Here is a 26991-nt window from a genome sequence, read left to right on the forward strand (position 1 = left end):
GACCCGGGCGCCATGCCCCGGCACGGACGGCGGCGACCCTGCGGGCCGCACAGGAAACGGCCCCCGCCGCCCGGGAGCGGCGGGGGCCGTGAGCCCGAGGGTCCCTACTCGGCCTTCGCGACGCCGATCGGGCAGGACAGGCCCGTGCCGCCGATGCCGCAGTAGCCCGCCGGGTTCTTGTCCAGGTACTGCTGGTGGTAGGCCTCCGCCGGGTAGAAGGGGCGGGTCTCGTCGGCCTGGAGGACGTGGGTGGTGATCTCGCCGTAGCCGGAGGCCGTCAGGACCTTCTGGTAGGCCTCGCGGGACGACTCGGCCGTCGCCGCCTGCTCGGGGGAGTGGGTGTAGACCGCCGAGCGGTACTGGGTGCCGACGTCGTTGCCCTGGCGGAAGCCCTGGGTGGGGTCGTGGGACTCCCAGAACAGCTTCAGGAGGGACTCGTACGAGACCTTCGACGGGTCGAAGACGACGCGGACGACCTCGGTGTGCCCGGTCAGGCCGGAGCAGACCTCCTCGTACGACGGGTTCGGCGTGTAGCCGCCCTGGTAGCCGGCGAGGGTCGTCCAGACGCCCTCGGTCTGCCAGAACTTGCGCTCGGCTCCCCAGAAACAGCCCAGCGCGAAGTCCGCGACCTCCAGGCCCTCCGGGTAGGGGCCGAGGAGCGGGTTGCCGAGGACGGTGTGGCGCTCGGGCACGGAGAACTCCGGCTCGCGACGGCCGCGCAGGGCCTGCTCGGGAGTGGGGAGGACGGGGGTGCGGGACAGGAACATGCTGCATCTCTCCTCGACGGTCGGCAGGAGTGACAACAGTCCGGGACCGGGCCTGATTCCCCGGAGGCCGGTCAGCGCGGCAGCGTCGCCGGGCTGCCGCCGTTCGCCTCGTAGCCCGCGACCGCCAGGTTCCGGAAGACGGTGAACTCCGCCGCCGGGTCGCCGCCCAGCGTCCACGGCACCGCGCCCACGTGCCCGTCGACCCGTACCAGCTGGTGCATGGCCTCGGCCCAGCGCTCCGAGCGGACGAGGAACCAGACGAGGAGATGGCGGACGTGCGCCAGCATCGGGTCGTCGGGGCGGGCCGAGTGGACCGCGTACAGCGCGCCGTCCATCGCCTTGGACACCACCGCCGTACGCCAGAAGTCCTGCACGAGCACCACGTCCGGCACGTGCTCGAACACCGCGAACAGCGGCAGCGCGGCGAGCAGCGACCCGCGCGGGGCGCGCGCCGCGGCCGTCGTCGCGAAGTGGTCGGCCTCCTCGCGCGAACCGTGCCACTTCTCGCACCAGTAGTGCAGGGCCGCCAGATGCGCCCCCATGTGCTCCGGCGCGCGGTCGATCACCTTCGCCCACACCTGGTCGAACTCCTCGTGCCCGTACCCGAGTCCGCGCGCCACCGCGAGCCGCGTGATGTACGGGACGGGGTCGCCGGGGGCCAGCAGCGCCGCCTCCTCGGTGACCTTGAGCGCCTCCTCCAGGATGATCCGGAAGTCGTCGGTCCCGGCCGACGAGGAGCGCCACGCCTGCTGCACCAGGAACTCGGCGTGCACGGCCGCGCCCCCCGCGTCCTTCGGCGCCTCCGCCCGCCAGCTCCGCAGCCACGCGCCGCCGACGCCGGGCCGCTCCTGGAGTTCGATGGAGGCCGCGCCCGCGAAGGCCTGCACGCGCTGCCAGCGGACCTCGCCCGCCGCGTCGGTGGCGGCGAGCAGCCGCGAGGCCGCACGCCAGTCCTGGGTGGCCTGCACGACGTCGAGGACGTGGAGGAGTTCGTCGTCGGCGCCCGGCAGGCGCACGTCCTGGTCCTCCTGCCGTACGAATCCGTACGCCTCCGGGTCCGCCGCGTCCGGGGCCCCCGGCGCGACCTGCCGGATCCCCGCGCCGCCCCTGCGGCGCAGCACGAAGGGACCGAGGACGCCGAAGAGCAGGCCGAGCGCGATCAGGAACCAGAGAATGTCCATGTGTCCATTGTCCAGGACACCCGGTGAGACGTTTGAAGCGGCGGGAGGCGTACGGGACTACGCTCCTGACCCATGAGCGACCAGCACTCCCATCAGAGTTTCGAGACCCGCGCGATCCATGCGGGCAACACCGCCGACCCGCTGACCGGCGCGGTCGTCCCGCCCATCTACCAGGTGTCCACCTACAAGCAGGACGGCGTGGGCGGGCTGCGCGGCGGTTACGAGTACAGCCGCAGCGCCAACCCCACCCGTACGGCCCTGGAAGAGAACCTCGCGGCCCTGGAAGGCGGCCGCCGCGGTCTCGCCTTCGCCTCCGGCCTCGCCGCCGAGGACTGCCTGCTGCGCACGCTCCTCGTGCCCGGCGACCACGTGGTCATCCCGAACGACGCCTACGGCGGCACGTTCCGGCTGTTCGCGAAGGTCGTGCAGCGCTGGGGCGTCGACTTCTCCGTCGCGAACACCTCGGACATCGAGTCGGTGCGCGCCGCGGTCAACGAGCGGACGAAGCTGATCTGGGTCGAGACCCCGTCGAACCCGCTGCTCGGCATCACCGACATCGAGGCCGTCGCCGGCGTCGCCCGCCAGGCCGGCGTGAAGCTCGTCGTCGACAACACCTTCGCCTCCCCGTACCTCCAGCAGCCGCTGGCGCTCGGCGCGGACGTCGTCGTGCACTCGCTCACCAAGTACATGGGCGGCCACTCCGACGTCGTCGGCGGCGCCCTGGTCACCGCGGACGAGGCGCTCGGCGAGGAACTCGCCTACCACCAGAACGCGATGGGCGCGGTCGCCGGTCCCTTCGACTCGTGGATCGTGCTGCGCGGCATCAAGACCCTCGCCGTGCGCATGGACCGCCACAGCGAGAACGCCGAGAAGATCGTCGAGATGCTGACCCAGCACCCGAAGGTCACCCAGGTCCTCTACCCGGGCCTCCCGGAGCACCCGGGGCACGAGATCGCGGCCAAGCAGATGCGGTCCTTCGGCGGCATGATCTCCTTCCGCGTGCAGGGCGGCGAGGAGGCGGCCGTCGAGGTCTGCAACCGCGCGAAGCTCTTCACCCTCGGTGAGTCGCTCGGCGGCGTCGAGTCCCTCATCGAGCACCCGGGCCGGATGACCCACGCGTCCGTCGCGGGCTCCGCCCTGGAGGTCCCGGCCGACCTCGTGCGCGTCTCGGTGGGCATCGAGAACGTCGAGGACCTGCTCGCCGACCTGCGTCAGGCGCTGGGCTAGTACCGCGCGCTGTGACGGCCGGGCCTCCCGGCCGTCACAGCCCGTCGACCGGCGGGGTCGTCTCCGCCGGCGGCACCTCCCACGGGTGCGTCAGCGACGCCCACACCACGAAGGCGAGCACGGCGACCGCGCCCAGGGTCCACAGCACGCGCCGTACCCGCCGGGCGTGCCGGCGCAGCCGGGCCCCGCGCTCGGCGGCCCGCAGCGCGAGGTCGCGCGGAACAGGCGGATGCGGCGTGTCGAGCAACCGCCGCACCGCCGCCTCCTTGTCCTCGTACCGACTCACGACCCGACCTCACGCGAGCTCCGCACGGCGACCACACGCCGACTCCACGCGGCGCCCTCGTAGCTCCTCACGCCGCGGTCCCGGCCGCGCCCCGGGACGTCGCTCGAAGCGTCGCGACCGCGCGGGCGCAGACCGCGCGGACGCGGGGCTCCGACAGGCCGAGCAGGGCCGCGACCTGCTCCTCCGCGACCCCCTCGTACAGCCGCAGGACGACGACGAGCCGCTCCTGCGGGGAGAGCACGGCGAGCACTCCGCCCTGGCCGCCGTGGTGGCGCCAGGCGGTGCGCGCGAAGCGGGCGGCGAGATCGCGGCGCGCGAGGTCGTACGGGTCCTCGTCGCGCAGCCGGTCCCACATCGCGTACGTATGGGCGAGGGCCGCGGTCAACAGGGCCTGGGCGTACGGGTTGTGGGCGCGGGTCTCGGCGGTGAGCAGCGTCGCGGCGTGCAGCAGCCGGCCCGCGGCCCCGGCCACGAACGCGTCGAACCCCCGGATGCGGTGGGCGGGTTCGGCGCTCCACCCGCGCTGCTGCTCTCGCACCTCCTCATCTGAGGACAGCGCGGGTACGGGGTCAAGAGGTCTGCGCGGACTCGCTCCCGGTCACGGCCGGCGCATGGCCCGTGTACCCCGACTGCCGTGCGGACAGGGCGGTGTTGAAGCGGGTGAGCAGGGTGCAGAAGGACTCCCGCTCGTCCGGCGTCCAGCCCTCCGTGACCTCGACCATCAGCTGGCGGCGCGAGGAGCGGACCTCCTCCAGGCGGGCGAACCCGCGCGGCGAGAGCTGGAGGACGACCGCCCGCCCGTCCTCGGGGTGCGAGGTCCGCTTCACCAGTCCGGTGTCGACGAGCGGGGCGACCTGACGGGTCACGGTGGACGAGTCGATCCCCATGCCCGCCGCGAGCGCCTTCACGCCCATCGGCCCTTCCTGGTCGAGGCGGTTGAGGAGGAGGTAGGCGGCGCGGTCCATCGAGTTGCGGAGCTGGCCGGTACCCCCGAGGCGCGTCTGCTCGGCGCGGCGGGCGAAGACGGCCACCTGGTGCTGGAGGGCATCGAGAAGACCGGGGTCGCGCGCAGTCGTCATGTCCTGAGATTTGGGCATGGCTATGGGTCTCTCTCGTGCGGGGGCGGTCGGTCGGTGGGGGACAGAGTACGCGGCCCCACCTGGGTCCGTACCGGCGCTGCGAAAACCCGTTCGGCGGCCCGCCCCGTGGGCGGCCACGAGGGCCGTGAGCTGCGAGACTTGCTGTCATGACCTTCCGTATGTCACACCCCTTGCACCGGCTGACACTCGACGACGTGCGCGCGGCGCAGAAGATGCTGGCCGGGGTGGCCAGGGTGACGGCGATGGAGGGCAGCCGCCATCTGTCGTCGCTGGTGGGGGCCCCGGTCCACCTCAAGTGCGAGAACCTCCAGCGGACCGGTTCCTTCAAACTGCGCGGGGCGTACGTACGGATCGCCGGGCTGCGGCCCGAGGAGCGGGCGGTCGGGGTGGTCGCGGCCTCCGCGGGCAACCACGCGCAGGGCGTCGCGGTCGCCTCGCAACTGCTCGGGGTGCACGCCACGGTCTTCATGCCGCTCAGCGCCCCGCTGCCGAAGATCGCGGCGACCCGGCAGTACGGCGCCGACGTCCGGCTGCACGGCCATGTCGTCGACGAGACGCTCGCGGCGGCGGAGGAGTACGCCCTGAGGACCGGCGCGGTCTTCATACACCCCTTCGACCACCCCGACGTCATCGCCGGTCAGGGCACGGTCGGCCTGGAGATCCTGGAACAGTGCCCCGAGGTGCGGACGGTCGTCGTCGGCGTCGGCGGCGGCGGACTCGCGGCCGGCATCGGGCTCGCGGTGAAGTCGCTGCGCCCCGACGTGAAGGTGATCGGCGTCCAGGCGGAGGGCGCGGCCGCCTACCCGCCCTCGCTGGCCGCGGGGCACCCGGTGGTGATCGACTCGGCGATGACGATGGCGGACGGGATCAGGGTCGGGCGGCCGGGCGACGTGCCGTTCGCCCTGATCCAGGAGTACGTCGACGAGGTCCGCACGGTCTCCGAGGACGCGCTCTCCTCGGCGCTGCTGCTCTGCCTGGAGCGGGCCAAGCTGGTGGTCGAACCGGCCGGCGCGAGCCCGGTCGCGGCCCTGCTCACCGACCCGAAGTCCTTCGAGGGGCCGGTCGTCGCGGTGCTCTCCGGCGGGAACGTCGACCCGCTGCTCCTCCAGCGGATCCTGCGGCACGGCATGGCCGCCGGAGGCCGCTACCTGAGCCTGCGGCTGCGCGTCACGGACCGGCCGGGGGCGCTCGCGACCCTGCTCGCGGTCCTGACGGTGGTCGACGCGAACGTCCTGGACGTCAGCCACATACGGACCGATCCGCGCCTGGGCCTGACGGAGGCGGAGGTCGAGCTGCACCTGGAGACGAAGGGCCCGGAGCACTGCCGGGAGGTGGAGGAGGCGCTGCGGGACGCCGGGTACACGGTGCTGGGCTGACGTCCCCGCGTACGTCTGCTCACGGGACCTGACGGATTCGGAGGCCCCTACGGCTTCCGGCGCCCACGGCTTCCGGCTCGTACGGATTCAGGCGCTTACGGCTTCAGGCCCTCGCGGATGCCGAGGCCATTGCGCCCCCGGGCCGCCCGGTTGAGGACGGCCACCAGGCCGCCGCCGACCAGGGCCCCCGCCACGAGCAGGCCGAGGGGCCGGCCGAGGCCCGGCGGGCCGGACTCCTGCCGGGGTGCCGGGGGCGCGGGGGCGAGCCCCGGTTCCCCGCCCCGTACCGCGTCGTGCGCGGCGGCGGCGGCCGCCGCCCGCGCGGCCGTCTCGTGCGCGAGGGAGCGCTCCAGGCGGCGCAGCAGCGGGCCAGGGTCCGTCCCGGCGGCCGCGGCGAACTCCTCGACCGCGACCCGGGTCGGCAACTGCTTCTGGTTCAGGAAGCGTTCCCACGAGGAGCGGCTGTAGTGGGTGCGCTGCGCGAGCTTGCCGTAGCTCAGCTCCGTGGCGACCTTGATGCGGCGCATCTCGGCGGCCAGCTCGGCCCAGGGGGTCGTCCCGCTCGTCCCGCCGGTTCTGCCCGTGCCGTGTGTGCCGACCGTCATCGCGTGCTCCCCGTGAGTCGTGCTCCGTGCCAGGACCCCAGCTTCACTCCTGGCTCCAACGGCCCGCCAACAGCACGCCAACGGCCGTCCCGGGCCTCGCTCTGGGACGGCCGGGACGGGGCGTGTGGTTGCCCCGGGCCACGGATTCACCGGGCGAGGGCCGCCGCGAAATCCTAGGATCGGTGGGGATAAGCCCGACATCTCCCTGGGAGAATCCACATGCCAGGCGCGATCTACGCCGAGGGTCTGGTGAAGACCTTCGGGGACGTACGAGCATTGGACGGAGTGGACCTCGACGTGCCGGAGGGCACGGTCCTCGGTCTGCTCGGCCCGAACGGCGCGGGGAAGACGACGACCGTGCGGGTCCTGACGACGCTGATCAGACCCGACAGCGGCAGGGCCGTCGTCGCCGGGATCGACGTCCTCCGGCACCCCAACGAGGTCCGCCGCTCGATCGGCCTGTCCGGCCAGTTCGCGGCCGTCGACGAGTACCTCACCGGCCGCGAGAACCTCCAGATGGTGGGGCAGCTCTACCAGATGAAGGCGAAGGCCGCGAAGGTCCGGGCCGGGGAGCTGCTCGAACGGTTCCACCTCGCCGACGCCGCCGACCGCACGGCCAAGACGTACTCCGGCGGCATGCGCCGCCGCCTCGACCTCGCGGCGGCGCTCGTCGTCTCCCCGCCGGTCATGTTCATGGACGAGCCGACCACCGGCCTCGACCCGCGCAACCGGCAGGAGCTCTGGGACGTCATCAAGGAGCTCGTCTCCGGCGGTACGACCCTGCTCCTCACCACCCAGTACCTGGAGGAGGCCGACCACCTCGCCCACGACATCTGCGTCGTCGACCACGGCAGGGTCATCGCCCGCGGCACCTCCGACCAGCTCAAGGCCCAGACGGGCGGCGAGCGCGTCGAGGTCGTCGTACACGAACCCGAGATGATCAACGGCGCCCGGGACGTCCTCGCCCGCTACGGCGTGGCGGGCATCGGCCACGGCGAGGTCTCCGTCGAGGAGCACACCCGCAAGCTCACCGTCCCCGTCACCGGCGGCGCCAAGCTGCTCGCCGAGGTCATCCGCGACCTGGACGCCGTCGGCGCCGAGATCGACGACATCGGCCTGCGCCGCCCGACCCTCGACGACGTCTTCCTCTCCCTCACCGGCCACGTTGCCGACCGGGGCGAGGAGGAGAACGGGAGCGCCCCGGACGCCGGCGACAGGAAGAGCCGGAAGGAGTCCGTGAAGTGACCACCGTCCTGGGGTCGGCCGACGGGCTGAACGCCCCGCGCCCGCGCGGCGGGATCGTCCAGTCCATGAACGACTCGCTCGTGATCGCCCGCCGCAACCTGATCAAGATGTCCCGGATCCCCGAGGTGATCATCTTCGGGCTCATCCAGCCGATCATGTTCGTGGTGCTGTTCAGCTACGTCTTCGGCGGCTCGATGGAGATCGGCACATCGACCTCCCCGGCCGTCTACCGCGAGTTCCTGATGGCCGGCATCTTCGCCCAGACCGTCACCTTCGCCACGGCCGGGGCGGGCGCGGGCATCGCCGACGACATGCACAAGGGCCTGATCGACCGCTTCCGCTCCCTGCCGATGGCCCGCGGCGCGGTCCTCACCGGCCGCACGTTCGCCGACCTCGTCCAGACGACGCTCACCCTCGTCGTCCTCACGATCGTCGCGCTCCTCGTCGGCTGGCGCATCCACGAGGGCGTCCCCAAGGCGCTGGGCGCCTACGCCCTCCTGCTCCTCCTCGGCTACGCCTTCTCCTGGATCGGCGCGCTGATCGGCCTCTCGGTCCGGACCCCGGAAGCGGCGACCTCGGGCGGGCTGATCTGGCTCTTCCCCGTCACGTTCATCTCGAACGCGTTCGTGGACTCCAGCAACCTGCCCTCCTGGCTCCAGCCCGTCGCCGAGTGGAACCCGTTCAGCGCGACCGTCCAGGCCTGCCGCGTCCTCTTCGGCAACCCGGGCGTCTCGACCTCCGACGCATGGCCGATGCAGCACCCGGTGTGGGCCTCGCTGCTCTGGTCGATCCTGATCATCGTGGTCTTCCGGACGCTGTCGGTACGAAAGTACCGCTCGGCGACGGCGTGACGGCGTGACGGCGTGACGGCCTGATCGCCTGACCGCCTGACCGCCTGACCGCCTGACGGCGTGACGCGTGACACGGGGGAGGACATGACGAAGGGCCGGCCCCCACGGGGGCCGGCCCTTCGCTCAAGGAGTGCGGCTCAGCCGGTGTACGGCTTGGCGCTGAGGATCTTCACCGTGGCCTTCTTGCCGTTCGGCAGCTCGTACTCGGCGTCGTCACCGACCTGCTTGCCGTTGACGCCGACGCCCAGCGGCGACTGCGGCGAGTAGGTCTCGATGTCGTCGCTCGCGTACTCGCGGGAGGCGAGCAGGAAGGTCACCGTGTCGTCCTCGTCGCCGTCGAAGGCGATCGTGACGACCATGCCCGGCTCGACGACGCCGTCGTCCGCCGGCGCCTCGCCGACCTTGGCGTGCTGGAGCAGCTGGGTGAGCTGGCGGACCCGGAGCTCCTGCTTGCCCTGCTCCTCCTTGGCCGCGTGGTACCCGCCGTTCTCGCGCAGGTCCCCCTCTTCGCGCGCCGCGGCGATCTTCGTCGCGATCTCGGTACGCGCGGGACCAGACAGGTACTCAAGCTCGTCCTTGAGCTTGTTGTACGCCTCCTGGGTGAGCCAGGTGACGTTTTCGCTGGTCTGGGTCACAGGTGCTCCTCGTAGGTACTGGGAATACAAAGCATCGCCCTACACGGACAGCATGCGCTTCCCGAGTGGGCGAAACCACGAGCCTAACAATGAGTGGCGAAAAGCGGGAGGACATAAACCATAAAGATGGCGTCACCCCAGGTCACCGTGGTGACTCGCCGGGACTCGACACCCCGTCCCTACCCACCGCTACCGAGCCGTACACCCGATGAGCTCGGCGCTGGTCGCGCGCGCGGTCGTGCGGAGCGAGAAGACGCGGTCGATCCGGGTACCGGCGTCGTCGACCCGCACGTCCTTGCGGGCCACCTCGGCGCCGTCCTCGGAGCGGGAGCGCAGCGTGCAGACGCCCTTGACGCCCGCGTCCTTGCGGATCTCCAGGTGGACCTGGACCTCGGCGTCGCTCACCACGTCGAACTTGATCATCTCGGCGCTGATCTTGTTGTCGACGACGTAGTGCCAGCCGAACCAGCCCATCATGCCGAGGAACAGGACCCCGAGCACCGCACCGGTGATCTTGAGCTTGCGGTCGGCCCGCTCATCCGCGGAGCGCCCGTAGCGACCCTCGGGCAGCTGCTCTCGCACCGCGCTCATGGGGGATCCTCTCGAAGCCGGGGGTGGCGGAATTTTCACTCCCCCGATTCCGTCACTATAGAGAGCACCCTCCGCGACGAATCACTGAGGATCGAGCTTTGACTGAGCAGCTGCGACTGATGGCCGTTCACGCCCACCCCGACGACGAGTCGAGCAAGGGTGCGGCCACGATGGCCAAGTACGTGTCCGAGGGGGTGGACGTCATGGTCGTGACGTGCACGGGCGGCGAGCGCGGCTCGGTCCTGAACCCCAAGCTTCAGGGCGACCCCTACATCGAGGCGAACATCCACGAGGTGCGCCGCAAGGAGATGGACGAGGCCCGCGAGATCCTCGGCGTCTCCCAGCACTGGCTCGGATTCGTCGACTCGGGCCTGCCCGAGGGCGACCCGCTGCCCCCGCTGCCCGAGGGCTGCTTCGCCCTGGAGGACGTCGACAAGGCGGCCGGGGCGCTGGTGCGCGAGATCCGCTCCTTCCGTCCGCAGGTCGTCACGACGTACGACGAGAACGGCGGGTACCCGCACCCCGACCACATCATGACCCACAAGATCACGATGGTGGCGTTCGACGGCGCGGCCGACACCGAGAAGTACCCGGAGGCCGAGTTCGGCCCGGTCTGGCAGCCGCTGAAGCTCTACTACAACCAGGGCTTCAACCGCCCCCGCACCGAGGCCCTGCACGAGGCGCTCCTGGCGCGCGGCCTCGAGTCGCCGTACGGGGACTGGCTGAAGCGCTGGGACGAGTTCGGCGGCAAGGCGCGCAACCTCACCACGCACGTGCCGTGCGCGGACTTCTTCGAGATCCGCGACAAGGCGCTGATCGCCCACGCCACCCAGATCGACCCCGACGGGGGCTGGTTCCGGGTCCCGATGGACATCCAGAAGGAGGTCTGGCCGACGGAGGAGTACGAGCTCAGCAAGGCGCTGGTCCCGACCTCCCTCCCCGAGGAAGATCTCTTCGCGGGCATCCGCGACAATGCCTGACATGAGCGCACACCTGGCACTGACCCAGCTTGTCCCCTTCGCCGCCGAAGAGCTGGACAAGAACAAGGTGACCCCCGGCGTCCTCGGCTTCGTCGTCTTCGCGGCCCTGGCCCTCGCGGTCTGGATGCTGATGAAGTCGATGAACCGCCACATGGGCAAGGTCTCCTTCGAGGAGGCCCCGGACCCGGAGGCCCCGACCCCGGCGGAGCCGGCGTCCACCAAGGGCAAGTGACCCACCGCCCCCCGGGCCGTACGAGGAGTACGGCCCGGGGGGCGGCTCTGTACCGAGGGGTACGGGCAGGGCGGCTTCGTCCCGAGGGGTACGGGCAGGGGGCCCCGTGCCGGGCTACGGCTCAGGGGCGGCCCTGTACCGGCCGCCGCGCGCCTACCCCGCCTCCGGCCCCTTGACGTCGTCCCCCACCCCCAGGACCTCCCTGGCGGCTCGCGCGGGGACGAGGCCCAGGTCCCAGGCCTGCCACGGGGCGGACAGGGCGGTGGCCCGGTCCAGGAGCAGGGCGTGGGCCTCGGCGCAGTCGTCGAGGCGGGGGTCGCGGGCCGGGTGCCGGTCCGCGGCGAGCGCCGCCAGCTCCTCGCGGGCCGATGCCGCGCCCGGCTCCGGACTGCCCGGGGCCGCGTGCGGCAGCAGCCCGCAGCGCAGCAGGCGGGCCCAGTCCGCGCCCCGCCGGTCGCCGTACCCCTCGAAGAGCGCCCGCGCCTCCTCCGCGACGGCCCGCTCCAACAGCCGCTCGGCCTCGGCCCGGTGACTCTCCCGCATCTGCGTTCCCCCTCCGCGCGTGCCCGACGAATCCGGCCCAGTGTCCTGCGTCGCGCGCGTCGGCGCGAGGGAGCGGGGAAAGGAGGAGACCACTGCGGCAGGATGGGCCCATGCCGAACCGACTGGCCCATGAGACCTCCCCGTACCTCCTGCAGCACGCCGACAACCCGGTCGACTGGTGGCCGTGGTCGGCCGAGGCCTTCGAGGAGGCCCGGCGCCGCGACGTCCCCGTGCTGCTCAGCGTCGGGTATTCAAGCTGTCACTGGTGCCATGTCATGGCGCACGAATCCTTCGAGGACGACACCACCGCCGCCCTGGTCAACGACAACTTCGTCGCCGTGAAGGTCGACCGCGAGGAGCGCCCCGACGTCGACGCCGTCTACATGGAGGCCGTGCAGGCCGCGACCGGCCAGGGCGGCTGGCCGATGACCGTCTTCCTCACCCCGGACGCCGCCCCCTTCTACTTCGGTACGTACTTCCCGCCGGAGCCCCGCCACGGCATGCCGTCCTTCCCCGAGGTCCTCGAAGGCGTCCGGTCGGCCTGGGCCGACCGCCGCGGGGAGGTCGACGAGGTCGCGGACCGCATCGTGAAGGACCTGGCGGGCCGCTCCCTGGCCTACGGCGGCGACGGCGTCCCCGGCGAGGAGGAGCTCGCGGGGGCCCTGCTCGCGCTCACCCGCGAGTACGACGCCACCCGCGGCGGCTTCGGCGGCGCCCCCAAGTTCCCGCCGTCGATGGCCCTGGAGTTCCTGCTCCGCCACCACGCCCGTACGGGCGCGGAGGGCGCCCTCCAGATGGTGGCCGACACCTGCGAGGCGATGGCCCGCGGCGGCATCTACGACCAGCTGGGCGGCGGCTTCGCCCGCTACGCCGTCGACCGGGCGTGGGTTGTGCCCCATTTTGAGAAAATGCTCTACGATAATGCACTTTTGTGCCGGGTGTACGCGCACCTGTGGAAGGCCACCGGCAGCGATCTGGCCCGCCGGGTCGCCCTGGAGACCGCCGACTTCATGGTCCGCGAGCTCCGCACCCCGGAGGGCGGGTTCGCCTCCGCGCTCGACGCCGACAGTGACGACGGCACGGGCCGGCACGTCGAGGGCGCCTTCTACGCGTGGACCCCCGAGCAGCTCGCGCAGGTCCTCGGCGCCGAGGACGCCGCCCTCGCCGCCGTCCACTACGGCGTCACCGAGGACGGCACCTTCGAGCACGGCAGCTCCGTCCTCCAGCTTCCGCCGGAGGCGGGTCCGGCCGACGCCGGCCGGATCGCCTCGATCGCCGCCCGGCTCCTCGCCGCCCGCGAGGAGCGCGAGCGCCCGGGGCGGGACGACAAGGTCGTCGCCGCCTGGAACGGCCTCGCCATCGCCGCCCTCGCCGAGACCGGCGCCCTCTTCGACCGTCCCGACCTGGTCGAGCGCGCCACCGAGGCCGCCGAGCTGCTCGTCCGCGTCCACATGGACGAGGGCGCCCGGCTCACCCGTACCTCCAAGGACGGGCGGGCCGGGACCAACGCCGGTGTCCTGGAGGACTACGCCGACGTCGCCGAGGGGTTCCTCGCCCTCGCCGCCGTCACCGGCGAGGGCGCCTGGCTGGAGTTCGCCGGCTTCCTCCTGGACCTCGTCCTCGACCGCTTCACCGCCGAGGGCGGCGCGCTGTACGACACGGCCCACGACGCCGAGGCCCTCATCCGGCGCCCGCAGGACCCCACCGACAACGCCACCCCGTCCGGCTGGACCGCCGCCGCCGGAGCGCTCCTCTCGTACGCGGCGCACACCGGCTCCGAGGCCCACCGCGCCGCTGCCGAGGGCGCCCTCGGCGTGGTCAAGGCCCTCGGCCCGCGCGCGCCCCGCTTCATCGGCTGGGGCCTGGCCGTCGCGGAGGCCCTCCTCGACGGGCCCCGCGAGATCGCCGTCGTCGGCGACGCCGCCGACCCGGCCTTCCGGGAGCTGCGGCGTACGGCCCTGGCGGCCACCACTCCCGGCGCGGTCCTCGCCACCGGAGCCCCCGGCGGCGAGGAGTTCCCGCTGCTCAAGGACCGTCCCCTTGTGGCCGGGTCGCCCGCCGCGTACGTGTGCCGTCACTTCACCTGTGACGCGCCGGTCACCGACCCGGCCGAGCTGGCCCGGAAGCTCTGAGGCCGGCCGGGAACGGGACGGCCCCGCGACCCCTCCGAGGAGGGGCGGCGGGGCCGCGCCGTGTCCTGGCGTCGTCGCTCAGCTGTTGCCGGCGCCGTTGCCGGAGAGGACCGGGATGTCGTCCAGGATGTGCGACAGGGCCTCGTCGCCCTTGGCCTGGGTGGAGTTCTCGGTGCACTGCTGGTTCTGCGGGGAGGACAGGACGTTGATGTCCTGGACGGCGATCGGGATGAGGCCGACGATCGAACCGGCGTTGACCTTGGCCGGCAGGCCGACGCAGGGCTTGTTGAGAGAGCCCTGGACGAGCGCGAACTGCGGGCTCATGTCGCCGTGGGTCTCGGAGTTGCCGAACTCCTGGTGCGCGTTGTTGCCGGACAGCGAGGTGGTGCCACCGTCGTCGGCGATCGCGAGCGCCTGCCCGGCACCCGCCGCCGTCGCGCCGAGGACGGACGCGGCCACAGCAGCCGTCGCGAGGAGCTTCTTCATGGTTCTGGCCTTTCCGGTACTGACTGGCTGAGTGCCGAGCCGCGCTGATCAACTGGTCACAGGACCGGAGGTTCCGCGATGTCCACCGGACGGGCTACGGGCAGATGAGCGATGACCCCTTCGCGGGCTTGTACGCACCCACCGGGATCTCGCTCGGCGCGACGGCCCCGGCGGCGGGCAGCGGCCGGTCCTCGGCGAGCCGCCCGAAGACCTCCGCGGCCCCCTCCTCGTCCCAGGCGAGGGTGGACCCGACGCCCTCGATGTCCGGGTTGAAGCCCCGTACGGGCACCGTCGCGAACTCCATGCGCTCCGGCGGCAGGTCCCGGAGGTGCGCGGCGAGCGTCAGCAGCTCGGCCGTGGAGATCCCCCGCTCGGCCGCGCCGGTCCCGCGCAGGGTGGCGGCGAAGGCCCGCAGCGCGGCCGGGTCGTCGAGGATCCCGTCGTGGAGCCGGCGCAGGGTGTTCACGACGAACTGCTGCTGCTTCTGGATGCGGCCGAAGTCCATCTTCCCGTCGGCCTTCCGGGAGCGGACGTACTGGAGGGCCTCGCCGCCCGCGACCCACTTCGTCCCGGGCTGGAGGTCGATGGCGGTGGACGGGTCCTTGAGCGGCTGATCCGTACAGATGGGGATACCGCCGTCGACGCGGTCCACGGTGTCCATGAACCGCCGGAAGTCGATCTCCAGGTAGCGGTGGACGGGCAGCCCGGTCCTCGACTCCACGGTCTCGACGGCGAGGGAGGAGCCGCCCTCCGCCCAGGCGTTGTTGATCTTCGCCGGGTGGGAGGGGTGCGTCTGCCCGGTGCGCCGGTCGACGTGTCCCGCGGGGAGTGTGGTGAGGGAGTCGCGCGGCATGCTCACGACCTCGACGCGGTCGTTCGCCGCCGAGACGTGCACGAGCATCATCACGTCCGTGCAGTCGCACTCCCGCCCGCCGAGGTGGAAGCGCTCCTTCTCCTCAGGAGTGACGTTCTTGCGGCTGTCGATGCCGACGACGAGGAGGTTGAGCCCCTTCTCGGGGGCCGGGAGACCGGTGGGCGCGAGCGCGAGGGCGCCGGGGGCGAGAGCGGTGAGGGCGGCGAGGGCGGTCGCGGCGAGCAGCGGACGCCGAGCCGGCCGGGGGCGCGGGAATTTCATGCCCGCACCGTATTTTCGACCCGCTCGCACAGAGGTACGCGACGCGACATGAACAGGTCGAATCACTCTCCTGCGGCGCCTGTGGAATGATGCGGGAATCGCAGCGGAAGGAGCGAAAATGGCGCCGGATCCCGGAAAATGGGAACGGATGGCCTTCATTCCGAAGAGCCGATATGTGAGTGACCCGCCCCCGGCCGACAGCACTCCGTTCCCCGTCTATTCCGCACTGGTCACCCAGTGGGTGCAGGCGGGGCGGGCGGTGCCGGGGATGCCCGACCGCGAGTGGGAGCGCCTGATGGCGACGCCGGTCTGGCCGACCTGGTAGCGGCGTCGCGGGAGCCGGGCAGACGAAAGAGGCCGCCCCGGAGGGCGGCCCCTGACGTGTGAACGTCGTCGCGCTCAGGCGGAACGTCAGCTGTTGCCGACGCCGTTGCCCGACAGGACCGGGATGTCGTCCAGGATGTGCGACAGAGGCTCGTCACCCTTGGCCTGGGTGGAGTTCTCGGTGCACTGCTGGTTCTGCGGGGAGGACAGGACGTTGATGTCCTGGACGGCGATCGGGATGGCGCCGACGATCGAACCGGCGTTGACCTTGGCCGGGAGACCGATGCAGGGCTTGTTCAGGGAGCCCTGGACGAGCGCGAACTGCGGGCTCATGTTGCCGTAGGTCTTGGAGTTGCCGAACTCCTGGTGCGCGCCGTTGCCCGAGAGCGACGTGGTGCCGCCGTCGTTGGCGATGGCGAGCGCGGGGGTGGCGACGGCGGCGGCGGCGCCGACGATGGAGACGGCTGCGGCCGCGGTGGCCATAACCTTCTTGATCACGGGAGTTCCCTTCTAGAACCGGCTCCGTGCAGGGAGCGACCTGATCAACCGGCCGCCGGACACGGGGGTTCCGCTGTGTCACCCCCTTGGCGGAGCGCGCGCGGCAGCGCGGAACACGGACCCAGTCGAACGAGTGAAGCCCCGGAACCAAAGCCCGCGACCGCAGTTGATCCCGTCGCATCAATCAGGTCGATTGGTGGGAACAGGAACGGAATCACCGTGAACAAGAAGATCATGGCGGCCGCGGCCCTTACGGCCTCTGTCTTCGGCGCTTCTGCCGCGGCGGCCTCCCCGGCGCTCGCCATCGCCGACGACGGCGGCACGACCTCGCTCTCGGGCAACGGCGCGCACCAGTCGTTCGGCAACTCCACGACCCACGGCGACATGAGCCCGCAGTTCTCGGCCGTCCAGGGCTCGCTGAACAAGCTCTGCCTCGGTGCTCCGGTGAAGGGCAACGTCGGTTCGGTCGTGGGCATCCTGGTCCCGGTCGCCGTCCAGGACGTCAACGTCCTGTCCTCCCCGCAGAACCAGCAGTGCGCGGAGAACTCCACCCAGGCCAAGGGTGACGAGCCGCTGTCGCACCTCGTCGAGGACATCCCGGTCCTCTCCGGGAACGGCGCCTACAACGGCTGATCCGTCTCGCGCACGACAGGGCCGGCGGGAACGAACTCGTTCCCGCCGGCCCTTTTCCATGCGGGCAATGGGGTGAAACAGAGGGTGTCGGTGTTATTCCGGTTTCCTCAGTGCGGCATGGTCGTTGTGTTGTGTGCAGCGGAAATTCATTCCGCCGAGGAAAGGATCCAGACGCAATGAACTGTAAGAAGGCCGCGGCCGTCATCGCCGGAATCGTCATGGCCATGGGTGTGGCGTCCCCCGCCTTCGCCGACGCGGACGCGACCGGCGTCGCCGCGTTTTCGCCGGGCGTCCTCTCCGGGAACGTCGTGCAGGTCCCGATCCACGTCCCGATCAACGTCTGCGGCAACAGCGTGAACGTCATCGGCGCGCTGAACCCGGCCGCCTTCAACACCTGCATCAACGCCTGAGTCCCGGCGCCCCGCAGGCACGGAGGGCCGGTCCCGGAGAGCACCGCTCCCCGGGGCCGGCCCTCCGTCATGCCGGCACCGGCGCCTTCCCGTCCGTACGCGGCCGGCCGGGGACGCCACGCCCGGCGCCCGCCCGCAGCCGCCGCCGGACCCCCTTCACCAGGCGTCCCGCCGTGTACCCGGCGCCGAACACGAACCGCATCGACGGCCCGTACGAAGGGGCCGTGAGCAGCCCGGCGAGGAAGAGGCCCGGCCAGGAGGACTCGAAGAGGCCGCCGACCTCGGGGGCGCCACCCGCGCCGACCCTGCGCAGCGACCCGCGCAGCGCGGGGGAGAGGACCCCGGCCCGGTCCAGGCCCGGGGTGAAGCCGGTCGCCGCGATCACGTGGTCCGTCTCCAGGACCGTCGTCCCGTCCGGTCCCGCCACGTCGAGCCGGAGCCGCCCGTCCCCGGTCACCGCCGCCGACGCGACCCGCTGCCCCAGGCGGACGTCGCCGACCGCCGCGAACCGCTCGCGCAGCCACCAGGCGCCCGCCGGGCCGAGCGCCGAGTCGAGGATCCGCTCACGGGTGGCGGCCGGAAGGCGCCGGAAGGCCCCGGGGGTGTCCGCGTACAGCTTGTTCCGCCAGCCGCAGCCGAGCCCCGTGTGCGGGGCGCGCAGCGAGGGCCACGGGCCGCGGTCGAGGGGCGGCGGCAGGGTGTTCCAGTGCAGCCGGCCGGCGCGGGCGACGATCCGTACGGCCGCGGCCCCCCGTTCGATGAGGAGCGTGGCGGTCTCCAGGGCCGCCTGTCCGGCGCCGACGACGGTGACGTCCCGGCCCGCGAAGCCGTCGAGCTCGCCGTGGTGGCTGGAGTGGGTGACGTACCGCCGGGGCAGTTCCCGCAGGGGTTCGGGGATCTCCAGGAACGGCAGGACGCCGACGGCCAGCGCCACCGTCCGCGCGTGCACGGCCTCGCCGTCCTCGGTGCGCAGCTCGAAGCCGCCGGCGGCCGGTGCGACCGAGGCGATGAGCCGCTCGTCGAGCGCGGGCACGGCCTGCCGGGCGAACCAGTCGCCGTACGCGGCGAAGAAACCGACCGGGAGGGGGACGCCGTGCCCGGCGCGGACGCCCCTGGCCGCCGCGTAGGCGTCGAGGCCGTATAAGCCCGCGGGATCGGAGAGGTGGGAGGCCCAGGGCTCCGACTTCAGGAACATCCCGGAGGGCATGGCGTGCCAGGAGTCCATCGGCCGGCCGAAGATCCGGAGGTTCAGTCCGTGGGCCGCGGCGTGGGCGGCCACGGACAGGCCATAGGGTCCGGCTCCGACGACCACCAGGTCGTACATCGACGTCGACATCGTGCCTTCCGTGTTCATCGTGGGGTGAGCTGATCGCCGGCGGTACGGGCCGGAGGCGGCGCGGCGGAGACGGCCGGGCCCCTCCGGCGGGACACGAGCGCCCGGCGGAGCGCGGCGAGGGCCTTGCGCAGCAGGTGCGCGAGCCAGGCGGCGCCCATGGCGAGCGCGGGCGCCGGATCGTCGGCCGCGAACCAGGCGCACTCGGTCCGCCCCCGCGCGGCGCCCGGCTCGGGGGCGTACCGGCGGCTCGGGGAGGCGAGCAGGGACAGCGCCGCGTAGTTCTCGACGAGGAACCGGCGGCCGTACGCGGGGGAGTGCGGCGGTACGGGGCGGCCGGTGAGGTCCAGGTGCAGCGCCCGGACCACGTCCAGGCCGTCCGGGTCGGTGAAGAGCCGGAACTGGGCGCCGGGCCGGGGGTTGAAGTCGAGCAGGTGGTACGCGCCGGTCGCCCGGTTCAGCCGGAAGTCCAGGTCGCACACGCCCCGGTAGCCCAGCGCGTCGAGGAGGTCGCGGGCCGTCCGCTCGACGGTCGGGTTCGCCGTCCAGCGGCCGGAGGCGGTGAGCCCGGCCCCGTCCGGCCAGGAGCGCTCCTTGCGGCCGGTCGCCCCGGTCGGGCAGCGGCCCGCCGCGTCCACGTACCCGTGGAAGAACCAGTCGAGGTCCCGGCCCGCCGGGAGCAGCTCCTGGAGCAGCAGCCGGCTGCCGGCCTCCCGGGTGCGGGCGTACAGCTCCCGCACCTCGGCCAGGGAGCGCACGATCGAGGTGCTCCGCAGCCCGCCGCCGGCCGGGAGCAGCCAGGGCCGGCTCCACTTCGCGACCACCGGGAGGCCGAGCGACCAGGCCATGGCGGCGGCCTCGTCGGCGCCCTCGGGGATCTCGGTACGCGGATGGGGCAGGCCCAGGTCGGCGCAGGTCTCGGCGAGTTCCGCCTTGTCCGCGACGTTCAGCAGCTGCTCCTCGGTCTGCTCGGGCAGCAGGAAGCGGGGGACGAGCCCGCGGCGGTGGCGGGCCAGGGCGAGGGCGCTGACGTCGTCCAGCGGCACGGCGAGCACGGGATGTGACGGGTCGTCGGTGACCTCGTCCGCGATCCGGGTCAGCAGGGCGGACAGCTCCGCGCCGGAATCCGTCCCGGGGCGCACCCGGGCGGAGCGGAGATAGCGCGAATGTGCGACGGGACTGGTGCTCGATTCGATGACGGCGTGGACCGGAATTCCCGCCCGTCCCAGCGAGCGCGCGGCCCCGAGCGTGCCGTGATGGAAGGGATTCCGGTCGAGCCGCACAAGGACGGTGGGGACGCTGGTGTCGAAACGCTGACTGGGCGGCACGGCATGCCCTTCATCTCGGGTGCCCCAACTGGGCGATGAAATCCTCTAATGGACTACGGAGCAGAGGGAAGCCGAGTTCACGGTCGGCTTATTAGGAATACTTTCGGAACATCGGATTGACGGAGCATCAAATGGCGTACGCGAAGGAGCGGCCATGGCATCTGCATACCGGAGAAGATCGAGAGCATGGCTGGGGGTGTTCACCGCCGGCCTCCTCGCCTCGGGCTCGGTCCTGCTCTCCGCCCCCGCCCAGGCAGCCGAATCCATGACCGGCCCGGCGGCGAAGGACCCCGGCCCGACCCTCGCCGGCGTCGCCATGGGCGCCTTCCTCGACTCGGGCAGGCAGGGAGTCACCCGCATCGGGCAGCTCGAACGCTGGCTCGGCGGCCACGAACTCCGCGTCGGCCACACCTACCTGCCGGGCGACCTCTGGTCGAACATCGAGGGACAGCCCGGTTTCCTGGAAGCCTGGGCCGACTGGCGCAACTCCCGCACCGACCGCATGTTCGTCCTCAACGTGCCCATGCTGGAGCGCAACGAGGCCCGCCTCTCCGACCGCGAGGTCCGCCGCCGGCTCCAGCTCGGCGCCGCCGGCTACTACGACCACCACTTCACGGCCCTCGCCGAGCACCTCGTCGAGCAGGGCGCCCTGGACACCGTCATCGTCCTCGGCTGGGAGATGAACGGCACCACCTACAGCCACCGCTGTGCCCCCGACCCCACCGCGTGGAAGAAGTACTGGAACCGGATCGTCACCGCGATGCGTTCCGTACCGGGCCAGAAGTTCCGCTTCGACTTCAACCCGAGCCGGGGCCTCGACGCGATTCCCTGGACCGAGTGCTACCCGGGCGACGACGTCGTCGACATCATCGGCATGGACTCGTACGACCAGCCGTCGGGCGTCGGTTTCGACCGGCACGTCAGCGAACCGTACGGCCTCCAGAAGCAGGTCGATTTCGCCGCCGAGCACGGAAAGCAGATCTCCTATCCCGAATGGGGGCTCTTCCGGAACGGCGACAACCCGGAATACATGCGGCGCATGCTGGACTGGATGAAGCAGCACAAGCCGCTGTATCACACGATCACCGACTACTGCCCGCACGGCGTCTGGCAGTGCGACGACAATCCGCAGTCCTCGCTGGTGTTCCGACAGGCGCTGTACGGCACGGAACCGGAACTCCCGACGGACCCGACGGACCCGACCGATCCGACGGACCCGACGGACCCGACGATCCCCGAGCCGAAGCCCGAGCCGAAGCCCGAGCCGAAGCCTGAGCCGAAGCCCGAGCCGAAGCCGGAGCCGAAGCCCGAGCCCAAGCCCGAGCCCAAGCCTGAGCCGAAGCCCGAGCCGAAGCCCGAGCCGAAGCCTGAGCCGAAGCCCGAGCCGAAGCCGGAGCCGAAGCCGGAACCGAAGCCGGAACCCAAGCCGGAACCCAAGCCCGAGCCGAAGCCGGAACCGAAGCCCGAGCCGAAGCCGGAACCGAAGCCGGAACCCAAGCCCGAGCCGAAGCCCGAGCCCGAGCCCGGATGTTGGACCGTCGACCTCGGTTCGTGGGTGGAGCAGTGGCTCGGTGGGTCCCTCTGTGTCCCCAAGGACGAGTGGAAGGACGAGGCCGACCTCGACTGGCAGAACACCCTGAAGGAGGTCTGGCCCTTCTGACACCCCTCATGGCGGCGGTGGCGGCGGAGCTCATCCGCCGTCACCGCCGCCCCGGCCGAGCATCCGCCCCACCCAGGCCCGCTCCCGCGCCTGCCGGGCCGCCCAGCGCCGGGCGTCGGCCGCGCCCGCGCGCAGCCACAGCAGCGGGGCCGTACCGCGCCCGGCGAGGAGCAGCCGGCGGTTGCGTACGGGTTCGGGACGCCAGTGCTGCTTGTACGACTCGCTGCCCCGCAGCATGCTGAGCGTGGCCCGCCCGCCCGCGCTGGTCTCGCGGGCCCCGTGCCGCAGCAGCATCGTCGCCACGTCGACCTTGCGGGCGCGCAGCGCGGGGTCGGCGCCGTACAGATAACCGCCCGCGAGCCGCGGGGACATCAGGGTGAGGTCGGCGGCCACCACGTCCCCGGCGAGCCGGAACTCGGTGACCATCGCGTCGCCGCGCTCGACCATGGGCCGCACGGCCCGGGTGAGGTGCTGGGCGAACCGCTCGCTGGTGTGCTCGGCGGTGACTCCCCGCCCCTGCCACTGGAGTCGGTGGAGCCTCAGGAGCCGGTCGAGGGCGGCGGGGACCTCCTCGCCGGTCACGACGTGCGCGTCGATGCCGAGCGCGTCGAGTTTCCGCAGCTTGGCGCGGACCCGCTGGGCCTTCCCGGACGGGATCCGTTCGAGGAGGCCCTCCATGGGGACGGCGGGCAGCTCCAGGCAGAGCGAGTCGGGCAGCCGGCGGCGCGGGCCGCGCCAGTGGGCGAAGACCCGTTCGCTGGCCGCCCCGGGCCGGACCTCCCGCAGGTCGAGGACCGCGCCGCGGGCGGCCCGCGCGAGCGCCGCGGCGAGGGCGGGCGCCGCCTCCGGGCAGCCGTCGTCGAGGAGGACGTCCGTGAAGTCGGTGATGGCGCCGCCGAGCTGGGTGAGGACGGGCAGCGGCCCGCGGGCCCGCATCAGGGGCGCGGCGGCGACGAGTTCGCCGCCGTCCCGTCGTACGAGCACCACCCGCAGCGCACCGGGACGGCCGTACGAGAGCCACCAGGAGTGCAGCCAGGAGTGGGACTGGAACGGGGTGGCGGAGGAGCAGCGCCCGTACAGCGCCGTCCACTCGGCCGAAAGCCGCCCGAACTCCTCCTCGTCACGGCAGATCTCGCTGCGCAGCCCGCTCGGGGCGATCGCGGTTCTCGGGCTCACACCGCCTCCGCCTGCTGCGCGGCGGCCGCCGGGGCGGGCACCGCGGCGGATCCGGCCGGGGCGGTCGCCTGCCGGGAGTGCCGGGCCTCGCCGCGCACGGCGGGGCGCTTCGGGCGGACCAGGAGGACCAGGCCGCCGAGGAGGCCGCCCGCACAGCCGCCGACGAGCGCGGACAGCGGCGCGGAGGGGGAGACGGGCGCGACGGGCTTGGTCGCGCGGGAGAACTGCACGACCTTCACGCCCGTGCTGCCCGCCACGTGCGAACTGTTCAGGACGAGCGCGCGGGCCACCCCGTCGGCCATGGAGACCGCCTGGGCGGGCTTCGCCGCGCGCGCGGTGATCGAGATCATCGGCGCGTCCGGGGAGGTCGCCGCCTGCACGTTCTTCCGCAGGGTGTCCGCGGTGACGCCCGCCCACACCTGGGCGTCGCCGGTCACCGCGATGTCCGTGGCGACCCGCCCGTACGCCTGGGCGAAGCCGAGCGCCCCCGCCGGGTCGGCCTTCTCGGCCGGTACGACGATGACGTAACTGGTCGCCGCGTACTCCGGGGTCTTCAGCGCTCCGTAGCCGCCGCCGAGGACCGCGCCGGCGAGGACGGCGGCGGGCAGGACCGCCCAGCGGCCGGGGGACCGCAGACCGGCGGGGAGGAGGGCGCGGGGTGGGGTGGTGTTCATCGGACGGGTTCTCTCACTTCGCGGGGGAGGGGATGCCGTGGACGGCCTGGTCGTAGAGGGACATCAACTGCCGTGCGCTGTGCGCGATGTCGTAGCGGCGGGCGGCCGCCGGCTGCGGGAGCCGGGCGAGCCGGGCGCCTTGGATGCCGCGCAGCGCGGAGATCAGCTCGGGTACGGACTCGCCGATCCGGCGCGCGCCCGGTGCCGCGTCCGGGGGCAGGTCGTCGATCGCCGGGCAGGCCACGTACAGCACGGGAAGGCCCGCCGCGAGGGCTTCGACGACCGCGAGCCCGAAGGTCTCGTCGGGGGAGGTGGACACGAAGACGTCCATGGCGGCGAGGAGTTCGGGCAGCGTGGGCCCGTGCGGTCCGCGGGTCGGCGGGTCCTCGCAGGCCCCGAAGAGCAGGACCCGGCCGGCCGCCCCGCACTCCCGGGCGACCCGCAGCAGCTCCTCGCGGTGCTCGCCCTCGCCGACGAGGAGCAGCCGCGCCTCCGGCACCGAGGCCACCGCCCGGACGAGCCGGTCGAACCGCTTTCCGGGCGTGAGCCGCCCGACGCCGCCGACGACGTACGCGTCCTCGGGGATGCCGAGCACGCCCCGGGTGAGGCGCCGGGCGCGCGCGTCGAAGGCGAACCGGCCGGTCTCGATGCCGTTCGGCACCACCCGGATCCGCTCCGGCGGCACGCCCCAGTCGGCGAGCCTGCGGGCCACGCTCGGCGAGACGGCGACCGTGGAGGTGCCGAGCCGCTCGGACGCCAGATAGAGCGCGCGGGTGCCCGCGGACAGCGGCCGGCCCTCGATCTGGGTCTCGCCGAGGGAGTGCTCGGTGGCGATGACCCGGCGGACCCCGGCGAGCCGGGCCGCCGTCCTGCCGTACACGCACGCCCGGTAGAGATGCGTGTGCACGAGGTCGTAGCGGCCCTGCCGGACGATCCGGGCGAGCCGGGGCAGCGCCCCGACGTCACGGTTCCCCGCCATGCCGAGGTGGATGACGGGCCTCCCGTCGGCCTCGATGCCGGCGGCGACCGCGCCCGGGTTGGTGAGCGTGACCACCCCGCCGTCCACCGGCAGATGGCGGAGCAGCAGCCGCAGCTGCTGCTCGGCGCCGCCGATGCCGAGACCGGTGATGACGTGCAGCACCTTCACGGCGCACCGACCGGGGCCGGGCCGTGCGCGGAGGGGCCGTACGCGGCGGGCAGCAGATCGGCGGGGTGGCGGCGGCGCAGCGGGTGCAGGACGCGCTTGGCCGTGAGCCGCCAGGGGGTGTCGTTCTCGCCGATGTGGACGCGGGGCAGGGCGTACGTGCCGGTGTGCGGGCCGGGGTCGATCGCGCAGCCGTAGCGGTAGCCGGCCTTGCGCACGGCGCGGATCACCCGCGGGTCGACCTGCCCGTACGGGTAGCAGAAGCCCTCCACCGGCCGGCCGGTCATCTCCTCCAGGAGCTCGCGGCTGTGCCGGGTCTCGGCGGCGAGCGCCGTGTCGTCGGCCTCGGTCAGCGGGACGTGCCGCAGGCCGTGCGAGCCGACCTCCATGCCGGCGTCGGCGATCCGCCGGATGCCGTCCTCGTCGAGCAGCGGCTTGCGCGGACCGGCCGAGTCCCAGCCGTTCTCGCCGCCGAGACGGCCCGGCAGGACGTACACCGTCGCCGTGAAACCGTGCCGCCGGAGCAGCGGCAGCGCCGAGTCGAGGAAGTCCGCGTACCCGTCGTCGAAGGTCAGGCCGACGAGCCCCTTGGCGCGGCCCGCGGCGGTGGCGTCGAGCAGCTCCCGCACCGACACCCCGCGCAGCCCCCGGTCGCCGAGCCAGTGCAGCTGCCGGGCGAAGCGCACGGGGGAGACGGTCACCCGGTACGGATCGTCAGCGGTGTCCGTGATCGAGTGGTACATCGCCACCCACAGGGGTGGCTTCCACAGAGGCGGCTTCGGCAGCGGACGGCGCAGCGCGGTGGCGGCGGTCATGGGGGGTCCTCCGGAAGGCGGAGCGGGACAGGGGCGGGATGTCGGGCGCCTTGGCGGCGCAGGCGATGAAGAGCACGAAGACGCCGGCGACGACCAGGCCGGCGGCGGCGACGGCGAGGACGGCGGAGCCGATCGCCAGCTGGCAGAGCCAGCCGGCGCCGGTGGCCCACGCGCCCGCGGTGGCGAGCCGGAGCAGTCCCTCGCCGAGCCGGCCGACGTGGATCGGGACGGCCTGGCGGTGCGCGCCCCGCAGCAGCAGGACGGCGCTGACGGTGATGCCGAGGGCGTTGGCGGCGGCGATGCCGACCGCACCCCAGTAGTGGGCGCCGGGGACGCCGGCCGCGGCGGTCGTGGCGAGACCGGCGGCCATGGCGGCGGCCGGGTACCAGAGCGGGCGGGCGGCGGAGAAGTAGCAGCGGACGAGGGCGCCGACCATCGTCTGGCCGAGCAGGCCGAGCGCGTACACCCGCATGACGGCGGCGGTGGCGGTCGTGTCGGCGCCGGTGAACTCGCCGCGTTCGAAGAGCAGTTCCACGATCCGGGGGGCGGCGGCGATCACCGTCGAGGTACCGACGAGCACGACGACGGCGGCGAGCAGCAGGTCCCGCTCGACCCGGCGGCGGGCCGCCTCCGGGTCGCCGGCCGCGAGCGCGCGGGCGACCACCGGGAAGCTGACGGTGCACAGCATCAGGGAGAGGATCATCGGCATCTGCGCGACCTTCTGCGCGTAGTTCAGATGCGAGATGGCGCCGGCGGGCAGCGGGGAGGCGAGGAACCGCTCGATCAGGGTCTGCGACTGGCGGCACAGCGAGAACGCGACGACGGGCGCGATCAGCCCGAGGGCCAGGATGCGGCCCTCGCCGGTGGAAGCGGGTGCTTCGTTCGGCTGAGGAGCCCGCCGGGGAGCCTTCAGCTCCCGCAGGAGCGACGGCGCCTGTACGAGGACCATCAGGACCCCGCCGACGGCGACCCCGGCGGCGGCGGACCGCACCCCGAACGGCTCGCGGAGGACCAGGATCGTGCCGATGATCCCCACGTTGTACGCGACGTAGATCGCGGCCGGCGGCAGGAACCGCCCGTGTGCCCGCAGCGCCGCCGAGCAGTACCCCACCAGGGAGAAGGACAGCACGCACGTCCCGGTGAGCCGGGTGCAGTCGACGGCGAGCGCCGGGTCGGGCAGCCCCGGCGCGAGCGCGGCCACGAGCAGCGGAGCGGCGACGATCAGCACGACGGCGACGATGCCCAGGGTCAGGACGAGCCGGGGGAGCGTGCCGCGCACGAGGTCGCGCACCGGATCACCGGGCAGTCCGGCCGAACGGCGCGCCAGGGCGCGGGAGAAGGCGGGCACCAGGATCAGCGCCATCGCGTCCTCGATGAGCAGCGTCGAGGCGAACTCGGGCACCGTCCACGCCACCAGGAACGCGTCGGTGCCGGCCCCGGCACCGAAGTACCCGGCCATGATCTGGTCCCGCACGAGCCCGAGGACCGCCCCGGCCGCGGTGAGCCCCGCGGTCACGGCGGCCGCCTTCGCGAGGAACCCGCCGCCGGGCGCGGCTTCGCGGGCCACGCGCGCGCGTGCGTGGGCGCGCCGCCTGGGGGGCGGGGCGATCGAAGTCCGGGCCCC

The 26991-nt window shown here is 72.9% G+C and carries 30 protein-coding genes; 11 read left to right on the plus strand and 19 right to left on the minus strand.

Translation table 11 applies throughout. From position 1 onward, the window contains the following. Positions 1-104 precede the first annotated feature (104 nt). Positions 105-767 carry a peptide-methionine (S)-S-oxide reductase MsrA gene (msrA, locus tag ACZ7HT_RS16985; RefSeq protein WP_471165937.1) on the minus strand — a complete coding sequence of 221 codons (663 nt, stop codon included), beginning with the start codon at positions 765-767 and terminating at the stop codon, positions 105-107. A gap of 71 nt (positions 768-838) precedes the next feature. Continuing rightward, on the minus strand, positions 839-1948 hold the full coding sequence (locus ACZ7HT_RS16990) for a hypothetical protein (RefSeq protein WP_471165939.1): 1110 nt from the start codon (positions 1946-1948) through the stop codon (positions 839-841). 72 nt (positions 1949-2020) lie between these two features. Between ACZ7HT_RS16990 and ACZ7HT_RS16995 the strand changes: the two genes are divergently transcribed. Next, a complete protein-coding gene (locus ACZ7HT_RS16995) occupies positions 2021-3175 on the plus strand; it encodes a cystathionine gamma-synthase (protein WP_359507185.1) in 1155 nt (384 codons plus the stop codon). A gap of 34 nt (positions 3176-3209) precedes the next feature. On the opposite strand, the gene ACZ7HT_RS17000 is transcribed toward ACZ7HT_RS16995, so the two are convergent. The 3 genes from ACZ7HT_RS17000 to ACZ7HT_RS17010 all read right to left on the minus strand — a co-directional run bounded on the left by ACZ7HT_RS17000 (position 3210) and on the right by ACZ7HT_RS17010 (position 4558). Next, positions 3210-3461: a hypothetical protein gene (locus ACZ7HT_RS17000; protein WP_471165941.1), complete on the minus strand. Its 252-nt coding sequence runs from the start codon at positions 3459-3461 to the stop codon at positions 3210-3212. A 67-nt stretch (positions 3462-3528) separates the two neighbouring features. Next, a complete protein-coding gene (locus ACZ7HT_RS17005) occupies positions 3529-3999 on the minus strand; it encodes a sigma factor-like helix-turn-helix DNA-binding protein (RefSeq protein ID WP_471165944.1) in 471 nt (156 codons plus the stop codon). 31 nt (positions 4000-4030) lie between these two features. Continuing rightward, positions 4031-4558, minus strand: coding sequence for a MarR family winged helix-turn-helix transcriptional regulator (locus ACZ7HT_RS17010; protein WP_471165947.1), 528 nt, complete (start codon positions 4556-4558; stop codon positions 4031-4033). A gap of 149 nt (positions 4559-4707) precedes the next feature. Between ACZ7HT_RS17010 and ilvA the strand changes: the two genes are divergently transcribed. Next, entirely contained in the window at positions 4708-5937 is a 1230-nt protein-coding gene (gene ilvA, locus ACZ7HT_RS17015) for a threonine ammonia-lyase (RefSeq protein WP_471165950.1), read from the plus strand. A 95-nt stretch (positions 5938-6032) separates the two neighbouring features. Here ilvA and ACZ7HT_RS17020 read toward each other — a convergent pair whose 3' ends face one another. Further along, positions 6033-6542 (minus strand): helix-turn-helix domain-containing protein, encoded by a 510-nt coding sequence (locus tag ACZ7HT_RS17020; RefSeq protein ID WP_471165953.1) that lies wholly within the window; start codon positions 6540-6542, stop codon positions 6033-6035. A gap of 219 nt (positions 6543-6761) precedes the next feature. Between ACZ7HT_RS17020 and ACZ7HT_RS17025 the strand changes: the two genes are divergently transcribed. Together ACZ7HT_RS17025 and ACZ7HT_RS17030 are read left to right on the plus strand one after the other, a co-directional pair. After that, positions 6762-7787: an ATP-binding cassette domain-containing protein gene (locus tag ACZ7HT_RS17025; RefSeq protein WP_471165956.1), complete on the plus strand. Its 1026-nt coding sequence runs from the start codon at positions 6762-6764 to the stop codon at positions 7785-7787. 65 nt (positions 7788-7852) lie between these two features. Then, positions 7853-8638, plus strand: coding sequence for an ABC transporter permease (locus ACZ7HT_RS17030; RefSeq protein ID WP_471166479.1), 786 nt, complete (start codon positions 7853-7855; stop codon positions 8636-8638). 137 nt (positions 8639-8775) lie between these two features. Here the strand turns inward: ACZ7HT_RS17030 and greA are convergent, their stop codons facing one another. Beyond that, positions 8776-9273, minus strand: a complete 498-nt coding sequence (greA, locus tag ACZ7HT_RS17035; RefSeq protein ID WP_471165958.1) for a transcription elongation factor GreA — start codon at positions 9271-9273, stop codon at positions 8776-8778. A gap of 189 nt (positions 9274-9462) precedes the next feature. Beyond that, on the minus strand, positions 9463-9864 hold the full coding sequence (locus ACZ7HT_RS17040; RefSeq protein ID WP_471165961.1) for a DUF4307 domain-containing protein: 402 nt from the start codon (positions 9862-9864) through the stop codon (positions 9463-9465). A gap of 98 nt (positions 9865-9962) precedes the next feature. Here ACZ7HT_RS17040 and mca point away from each other — a divergent pair, with 98 nt between their 5' ends. Together mca and ACZ7HT_RS17050 are read left to right on the plus strand one after the other, a co-directional pair. Then, positions 9963-10844, plus strand: a complete 882-nt coding sequence (gene mca / locus ACZ7HT_RS17045) for a mycothiol conjugate amidase Mca (RefSeq protein ID WP_471165964.1) — start codon at positions 9963-9965, stop codon at positions 10842-10844. Further along, positions 10837-11076, plus strand: a complete 240-nt coding sequence (locus ACZ7HT_RS17050; protein WP_471165967.1) for a hypothetical protein — start codon at positions 10837-10839, stop codon at positions 11074-11076. The genes mca and ACZ7HT_RS17050 overlap by 8 nt, the downstream gene beginning before the upstream one ends. A gap of 153 nt (positions 11077-11229) precedes the next feature. Here ACZ7HT_RS17050 and ACZ7HT_RS17055 read toward each other — a convergent pair whose 3' ends face one another. Continuing rightward, complete coding sequence (locus ACZ7HT_RS17055; protein WP_471165969.1) at positions 11230-11619, minus strand: hypothetical protein; 390 nt, start codon at positions 11617-11619, stop codon at positions 11230-11232. 110 nt (positions 11620-11729) lie between these two features. On the opposite strand from ACZ7HT_RS17055, the gene ACZ7HT_RS17060 reads away from it, so the two are divergent. Further along, on the plus strand, positions 11730-13751 hold the full coding sequence (locus ACZ7HT_RS17060) for a thioredoxin domain-containing protein (protein ID WP_471165971.1): 2022 nt from the start codon (positions 11730-11732) through the stop codon (positions 13749-13751). A 78-nt stretch (positions 13752-13829) separates the two neighbouring features. On the opposite strand, the gene ACZ7HT_RS17065 is transcribed toward ACZ7HT_RS17060, so the two are convergent. Both ACZ7HT_RS17065 and ACZ7HT_RS17070 read right to left on the minus strand, forming a co-directional pair. Further along, the gene (locus ACZ7HT_RS17065) at positions 13830-14237 is read right to left on the minus strand and encodes a rodlin (RefSeq protein ID WP_471165974.1); all 408 of its coding nucleotides are present in this window, start codon (positions 14235-14237) and stop codon (positions 13830-13832) included. A gap of 94 nt (positions 14238-14331) precedes the next feature. Next, entirely contained in the window at positions 14332-15372 is a 1041-nt protein-coding gene (locus ACZ7HT_RS17070; protein WP_471165977.1) for an LCP family protein, read from the minus strand. Between the two features lie 175 nt (positions 15373-15547). On the opposite strand from ACZ7HT_RS17070, the gene ACZ7HT_RS17075 reads away from it, so the two are divergent. Further along, positions 15548-15697, plus strand: coding sequence for a hypothetical protein (locus ACZ7HT_RS17075; RefSeq protein ID WP_181924528.1), 150 nt, complete (start codon positions 15548-15550; stop codon positions 15695-15697). Positions 15698-15783: 86 nt separating this feature from the next. On the opposite strand, the gene ACZ7HT_RS17080 is transcribed toward ACZ7HT_RS17075, so the two are convergent. Further along, positions 15784-16194, minus strand: coding sequence for a rodlin (locus ACZ7HT_RS17080; protein ID WP_471165981.1), 411 nt, complete (start codon positions 16192-16194; stop codon positions 15784-15786). A 219-nt stretch (positions 16195-16413) separates the two neighbouring features. On the opposite strand from ACZ7HT_RS17080, the gene ACZ7HT_RS17085 reads away from it, so the two are divergent. Both ACZ7HT_RS17085 and ACZ7HT_RS17090 read left to right on the plus strand, forming a co-directional pair. Next, a complete protein-coding gene (locus tag ACZ7HT_RS17085) occupies positions 16414-16827 on the plus strand; it encodes a rodlin (protein ID WP_471165984.1) in 414 nt (137 codons plus the stop codon). Positions 16828-17003: 176 nt separating this feature from the next. Then, positions 17004-17237 carry a chaplin gene (locus ACZ7HT_RS17090; protein ID WP_471165989.1) on the plus strand — a complete coding sequence of 78 codons (234 nt, stop codon included), beginning with the start codon at positions 17004-17006 and terminating at the stop codon, positions 17235-17237. A 67-nt stretch (positions 17238-17304) separates the two neighbouring features. Here ACZ7HT_RS17090 and ACZ7HT_RS17095 read toward each other — a convergent pair whose 3' ends face one another. Both ACZ7HT_RS17095 and ACZ7HT_RS17100 read right to left on the minus strand, forming a co-directional pair. Continuing rightward, positions 17305-18561, minus strand: coding sequence for a SidA/IucD/PvdA family monooxygenase (locus tag ACZ7HT_RS17095; RefSeq protein ID WP_471166481.1), 1257 nt, complete (start codon positions 18559-18561; stop codon positions 17305-17307). 26 nt (positions 18562-18587) lie between these two features. Next, positions 18588-19898 carry a carboxylate--amine ligase gene (locus ACZ7HT_RS17100; protein WP_471165991.1) on the minus strand — a complete coding sequence of 437 codons (1311 nt, stop codon included), beginning with the start codon at positions 19896-19898 and terminating at the stop codon, positions 18588-18590. Between the two features lie 154 nt (positions 19899-20052). On the opposite strand from ACZ7HT_RS17100, the gene ACZ7HT_RS17105 reads away from it, so the two are divergent. Beyond that, complete coding sequence (locus ACZ7HT_RS17105; protein WP_471165994.1) at positions 20053-21558, plus strand: glycoside hydrolase family 26 protein; 1506 nt, start codon at positions 20053-20055, stop codon at positions 21556-21558. A gap of 30 nt (positions 21559-21588) precedes the next feature. Here ACZ7HT_RS17105 and ACZ7HT_RS17110 read toward each other — a convergent pair whose 3' ends face one another. The 5 genes from ACZ7HT_RS17110 to murJ are packed head-to-tail and all read right to left on the minus strand — an operon-like array spanning position 21589 to position 26934. Then, on the minus strand, positions 21589-22734 hold the full coding sequence (locus ACZ7HT_RS17110) for a GNAT family N-acetyltransferase (RefSeq protein ID WP_471165996.1): 1146 nt from the start codon (positions 22732-22734) through the stop codon (positions 21589-21591). Then, positions 22731-23408 (minus strand): YveK family protein, encoded by a 678-nt coding sequence (locus ACZ7HT_RS17115; RefSeq protein WP_471165999.1) that lies wholly within the window; start codon positions 23406-23408, stop codon positions 22731-22733. The genes ACZ7HT_RS17110 and ACZ7HT_RS17115 overlap by 4 nt, the downstream gene beginning before the upstream one ends. Before the next feature lie 13 nt (positions 23409-23421). Then, positions 23422-24555 carry a glycosyltransferase gene (locus ACZ7HT_RS17120; RefSeq protein ID WP_471166001.1) on the minus strand — a complete coding sequence of 378 codons (1134 nt, stop codon included), beginning with the start codon at positions 24553-24555 and terminating at the stop codon, positions 23422-23424. Next, positions 24552-25367 carry a polysaccharide deacetylase family protein gene (locus ACZ7HT_RS17125; RefSeq protein WP_471166003.1) on the minus strand — a complete coding sequence of 272 codons (816 nt, stop codon included), beginning with the start codon at positions 25365-25367 and terminating at the stop codon, positions 24552-24554. The genes ACZ7HT_RS17120 and ACZ7HT_RS17125 overlap by 4 nt, the downstream gene beginning before the upstream one ends. Continuing rightward, complete coding sequence (gene murJ, locus ACZ7HT_RS17130; protein ID WP_471166006.1) at positions 25267-26934, minus strand: murein biosynthesis integral membrane protein MurJ; 1668 nt, start codon at positions 26932-26934, stop codon at positions 25267-25269. The genes ACZ7HT_RS17125 and murJ overlap by 101 nt, the downstream gene beginning before the upstream one ends. Positions 26935-26991: the final 57 nt, after the last annotated feature.

The sequence above is a fragment of the Streptomyces sp. NPDC037410 genome, from assembly GCF_055602235.1.

What these genes read in the sequence shown, in the direction of transcription:
- ACZ7HT_RS17105 (WP_471165994.1), top strand. Translation starts at nt 20,053, where the DNA reads ATGGCATCTGCATACCGGAGAAGATCGAGAGCATGGCTGGGGGTGTTC.
- ACZ7HT_RS17090 (WP_471165989.1), top strand. Translation starts at nt 17,004, where the DNA reads ATGAACTGTAAGAAGGCCGCGGCCGTCATCGCCGGAATCGTCATGGCC.
- ACZ7HT_RS16990 (WP_471165939.1), bottom strand. Translation starts at nt 1,948, where the DNA reads ATGGACATTCTCTGGTTCCTGATCGCGCTCGGCCTGCTCTTCGGCGTC.
- ACZ7HT_RS17010 (WP_471165947.1), bottom strand. Translation starts at nt 4,558, where the DNA reads ATGCCCAAATCTCAGGACATGACGACTGCGCGCGACCCCGGTCTTCTC.
- ACZ7HT_RS17060 (WP_471165971.1), top strand. Translation starts at nt 11,730, where the DNA reads ATGCCGAACCGACTGGCCCATGAGACCTCCCCGTACCTCCTGCAGCAC.
- ACZ7HT_RS17040 (WP_471165961.1), bottom strand. Translation starts at nt 9,864, where the DNA reads ATGAGCGCGGTGCGAGAGCAGCTGCCCGAGGGTCGCTACGGGCGCTCC.
- ACZ7HT_RS17115 (WP_471165999.1), bottom strand. Translation starts at nt 23,408, where the DNA reads ATGAACACCACCCCACCCCGCGCCCTCCTCCCCGCCGGTCTGCGGTCC.
- ACZ7HT_RS17030 (WP_471166479.1), top strand. Translation starts at nt 7,853, where the DNA reads ATGAACGACTCGCTCGTGATCGCCCGCCGCAACCTGATCAAGATGTCC.
- msrA (WP_471165937.1), bottom strand. Translation starts at nt 767, where the DNA reads ATGTTCCTGTCCCGCACCCCCGTCCTCCCCACTCCCGAGCAGGCCCTG.
- ilvA (WP_471165950.1), top strand. Translation starts at nt 4,708, where the DNA reads ATGACCTTCCGTATGTCACACCCCTTGCACCGGCTGACACTCGACGAC.
- ACZ7HT_RS17025 (WP_471165956.1), top strand. Translation starts at nt 6,762, where the DNA reads ATGCCAGGCGCGATCTACGCCGAGGGTCTGGTGAAGACCTTCGGGGAC.
- ACZ7HT_RS17095 (WP_471166481.1), bottom strand. Translation starts at nt 18,561, where the DNA reads ATGTACGACCTGGTGGTCGTCGGAGCCGGACCCTATGGCCTGTCCGTG.
- ACZ7HT_RS17055 (WP_471165969.1), bottom strand. Translation starts at nt 11,619, where the DNA reads ATGCGGGAGAGTCACCGGGCCGAGGCCGAGCGGCTGTTGGAGCGGGCC.
- ACZ7HT_RS17020 (WP_471165953.1), bottom strand. Translation starts at nt 6,542, where the DNA reads ATGACGGTCGGCACACACGGCACGGGCAGAACCGGCGGGACGAGCGGG.
- ACZ7HT_RS17050 (WP_471165967.1), top strand. Translation starts at nt 10,837, where the DNA reads ATGCCTGACATGAGCGCACACCTGGCACTGACCCAGCTTGTCCCCTTC.
- ACZ7HT_RS16995 (WP_359507185.1), top strand. Translation starts at nt 2,021, where the DNA reads ATGAGCGACCAGCACTCCCATCAGAGTTTCGAGACCCGCGCGATCCAT.
- ACZ7HT_RS17065 (WP_471165974.1), bottom strand. Translation starts at nt 14,237, where the DNA reads ATGAAGAAGCTCCTCGCGACGGCTGCTGTGGCCGCGTCCGTCCTCGGC.
- ACZ7HT_RS17125 (WP_471166003.1), bottom strand. Translation starts at nt 25,367, where the DNA reads ATGACCGCCGCCACCGCGCTGCGCCGTCCGCTGCCGAAGCCGCCTCTG.
- ACZ7HT_RS17070 (WP_471165977.1), bottom strand. Translation starts at nt 15,372, where the DNA reads ATGAAATTCCCGCGCCCCCGGCCGGCTCGGCGTCCGCTGCTCGCCGCG.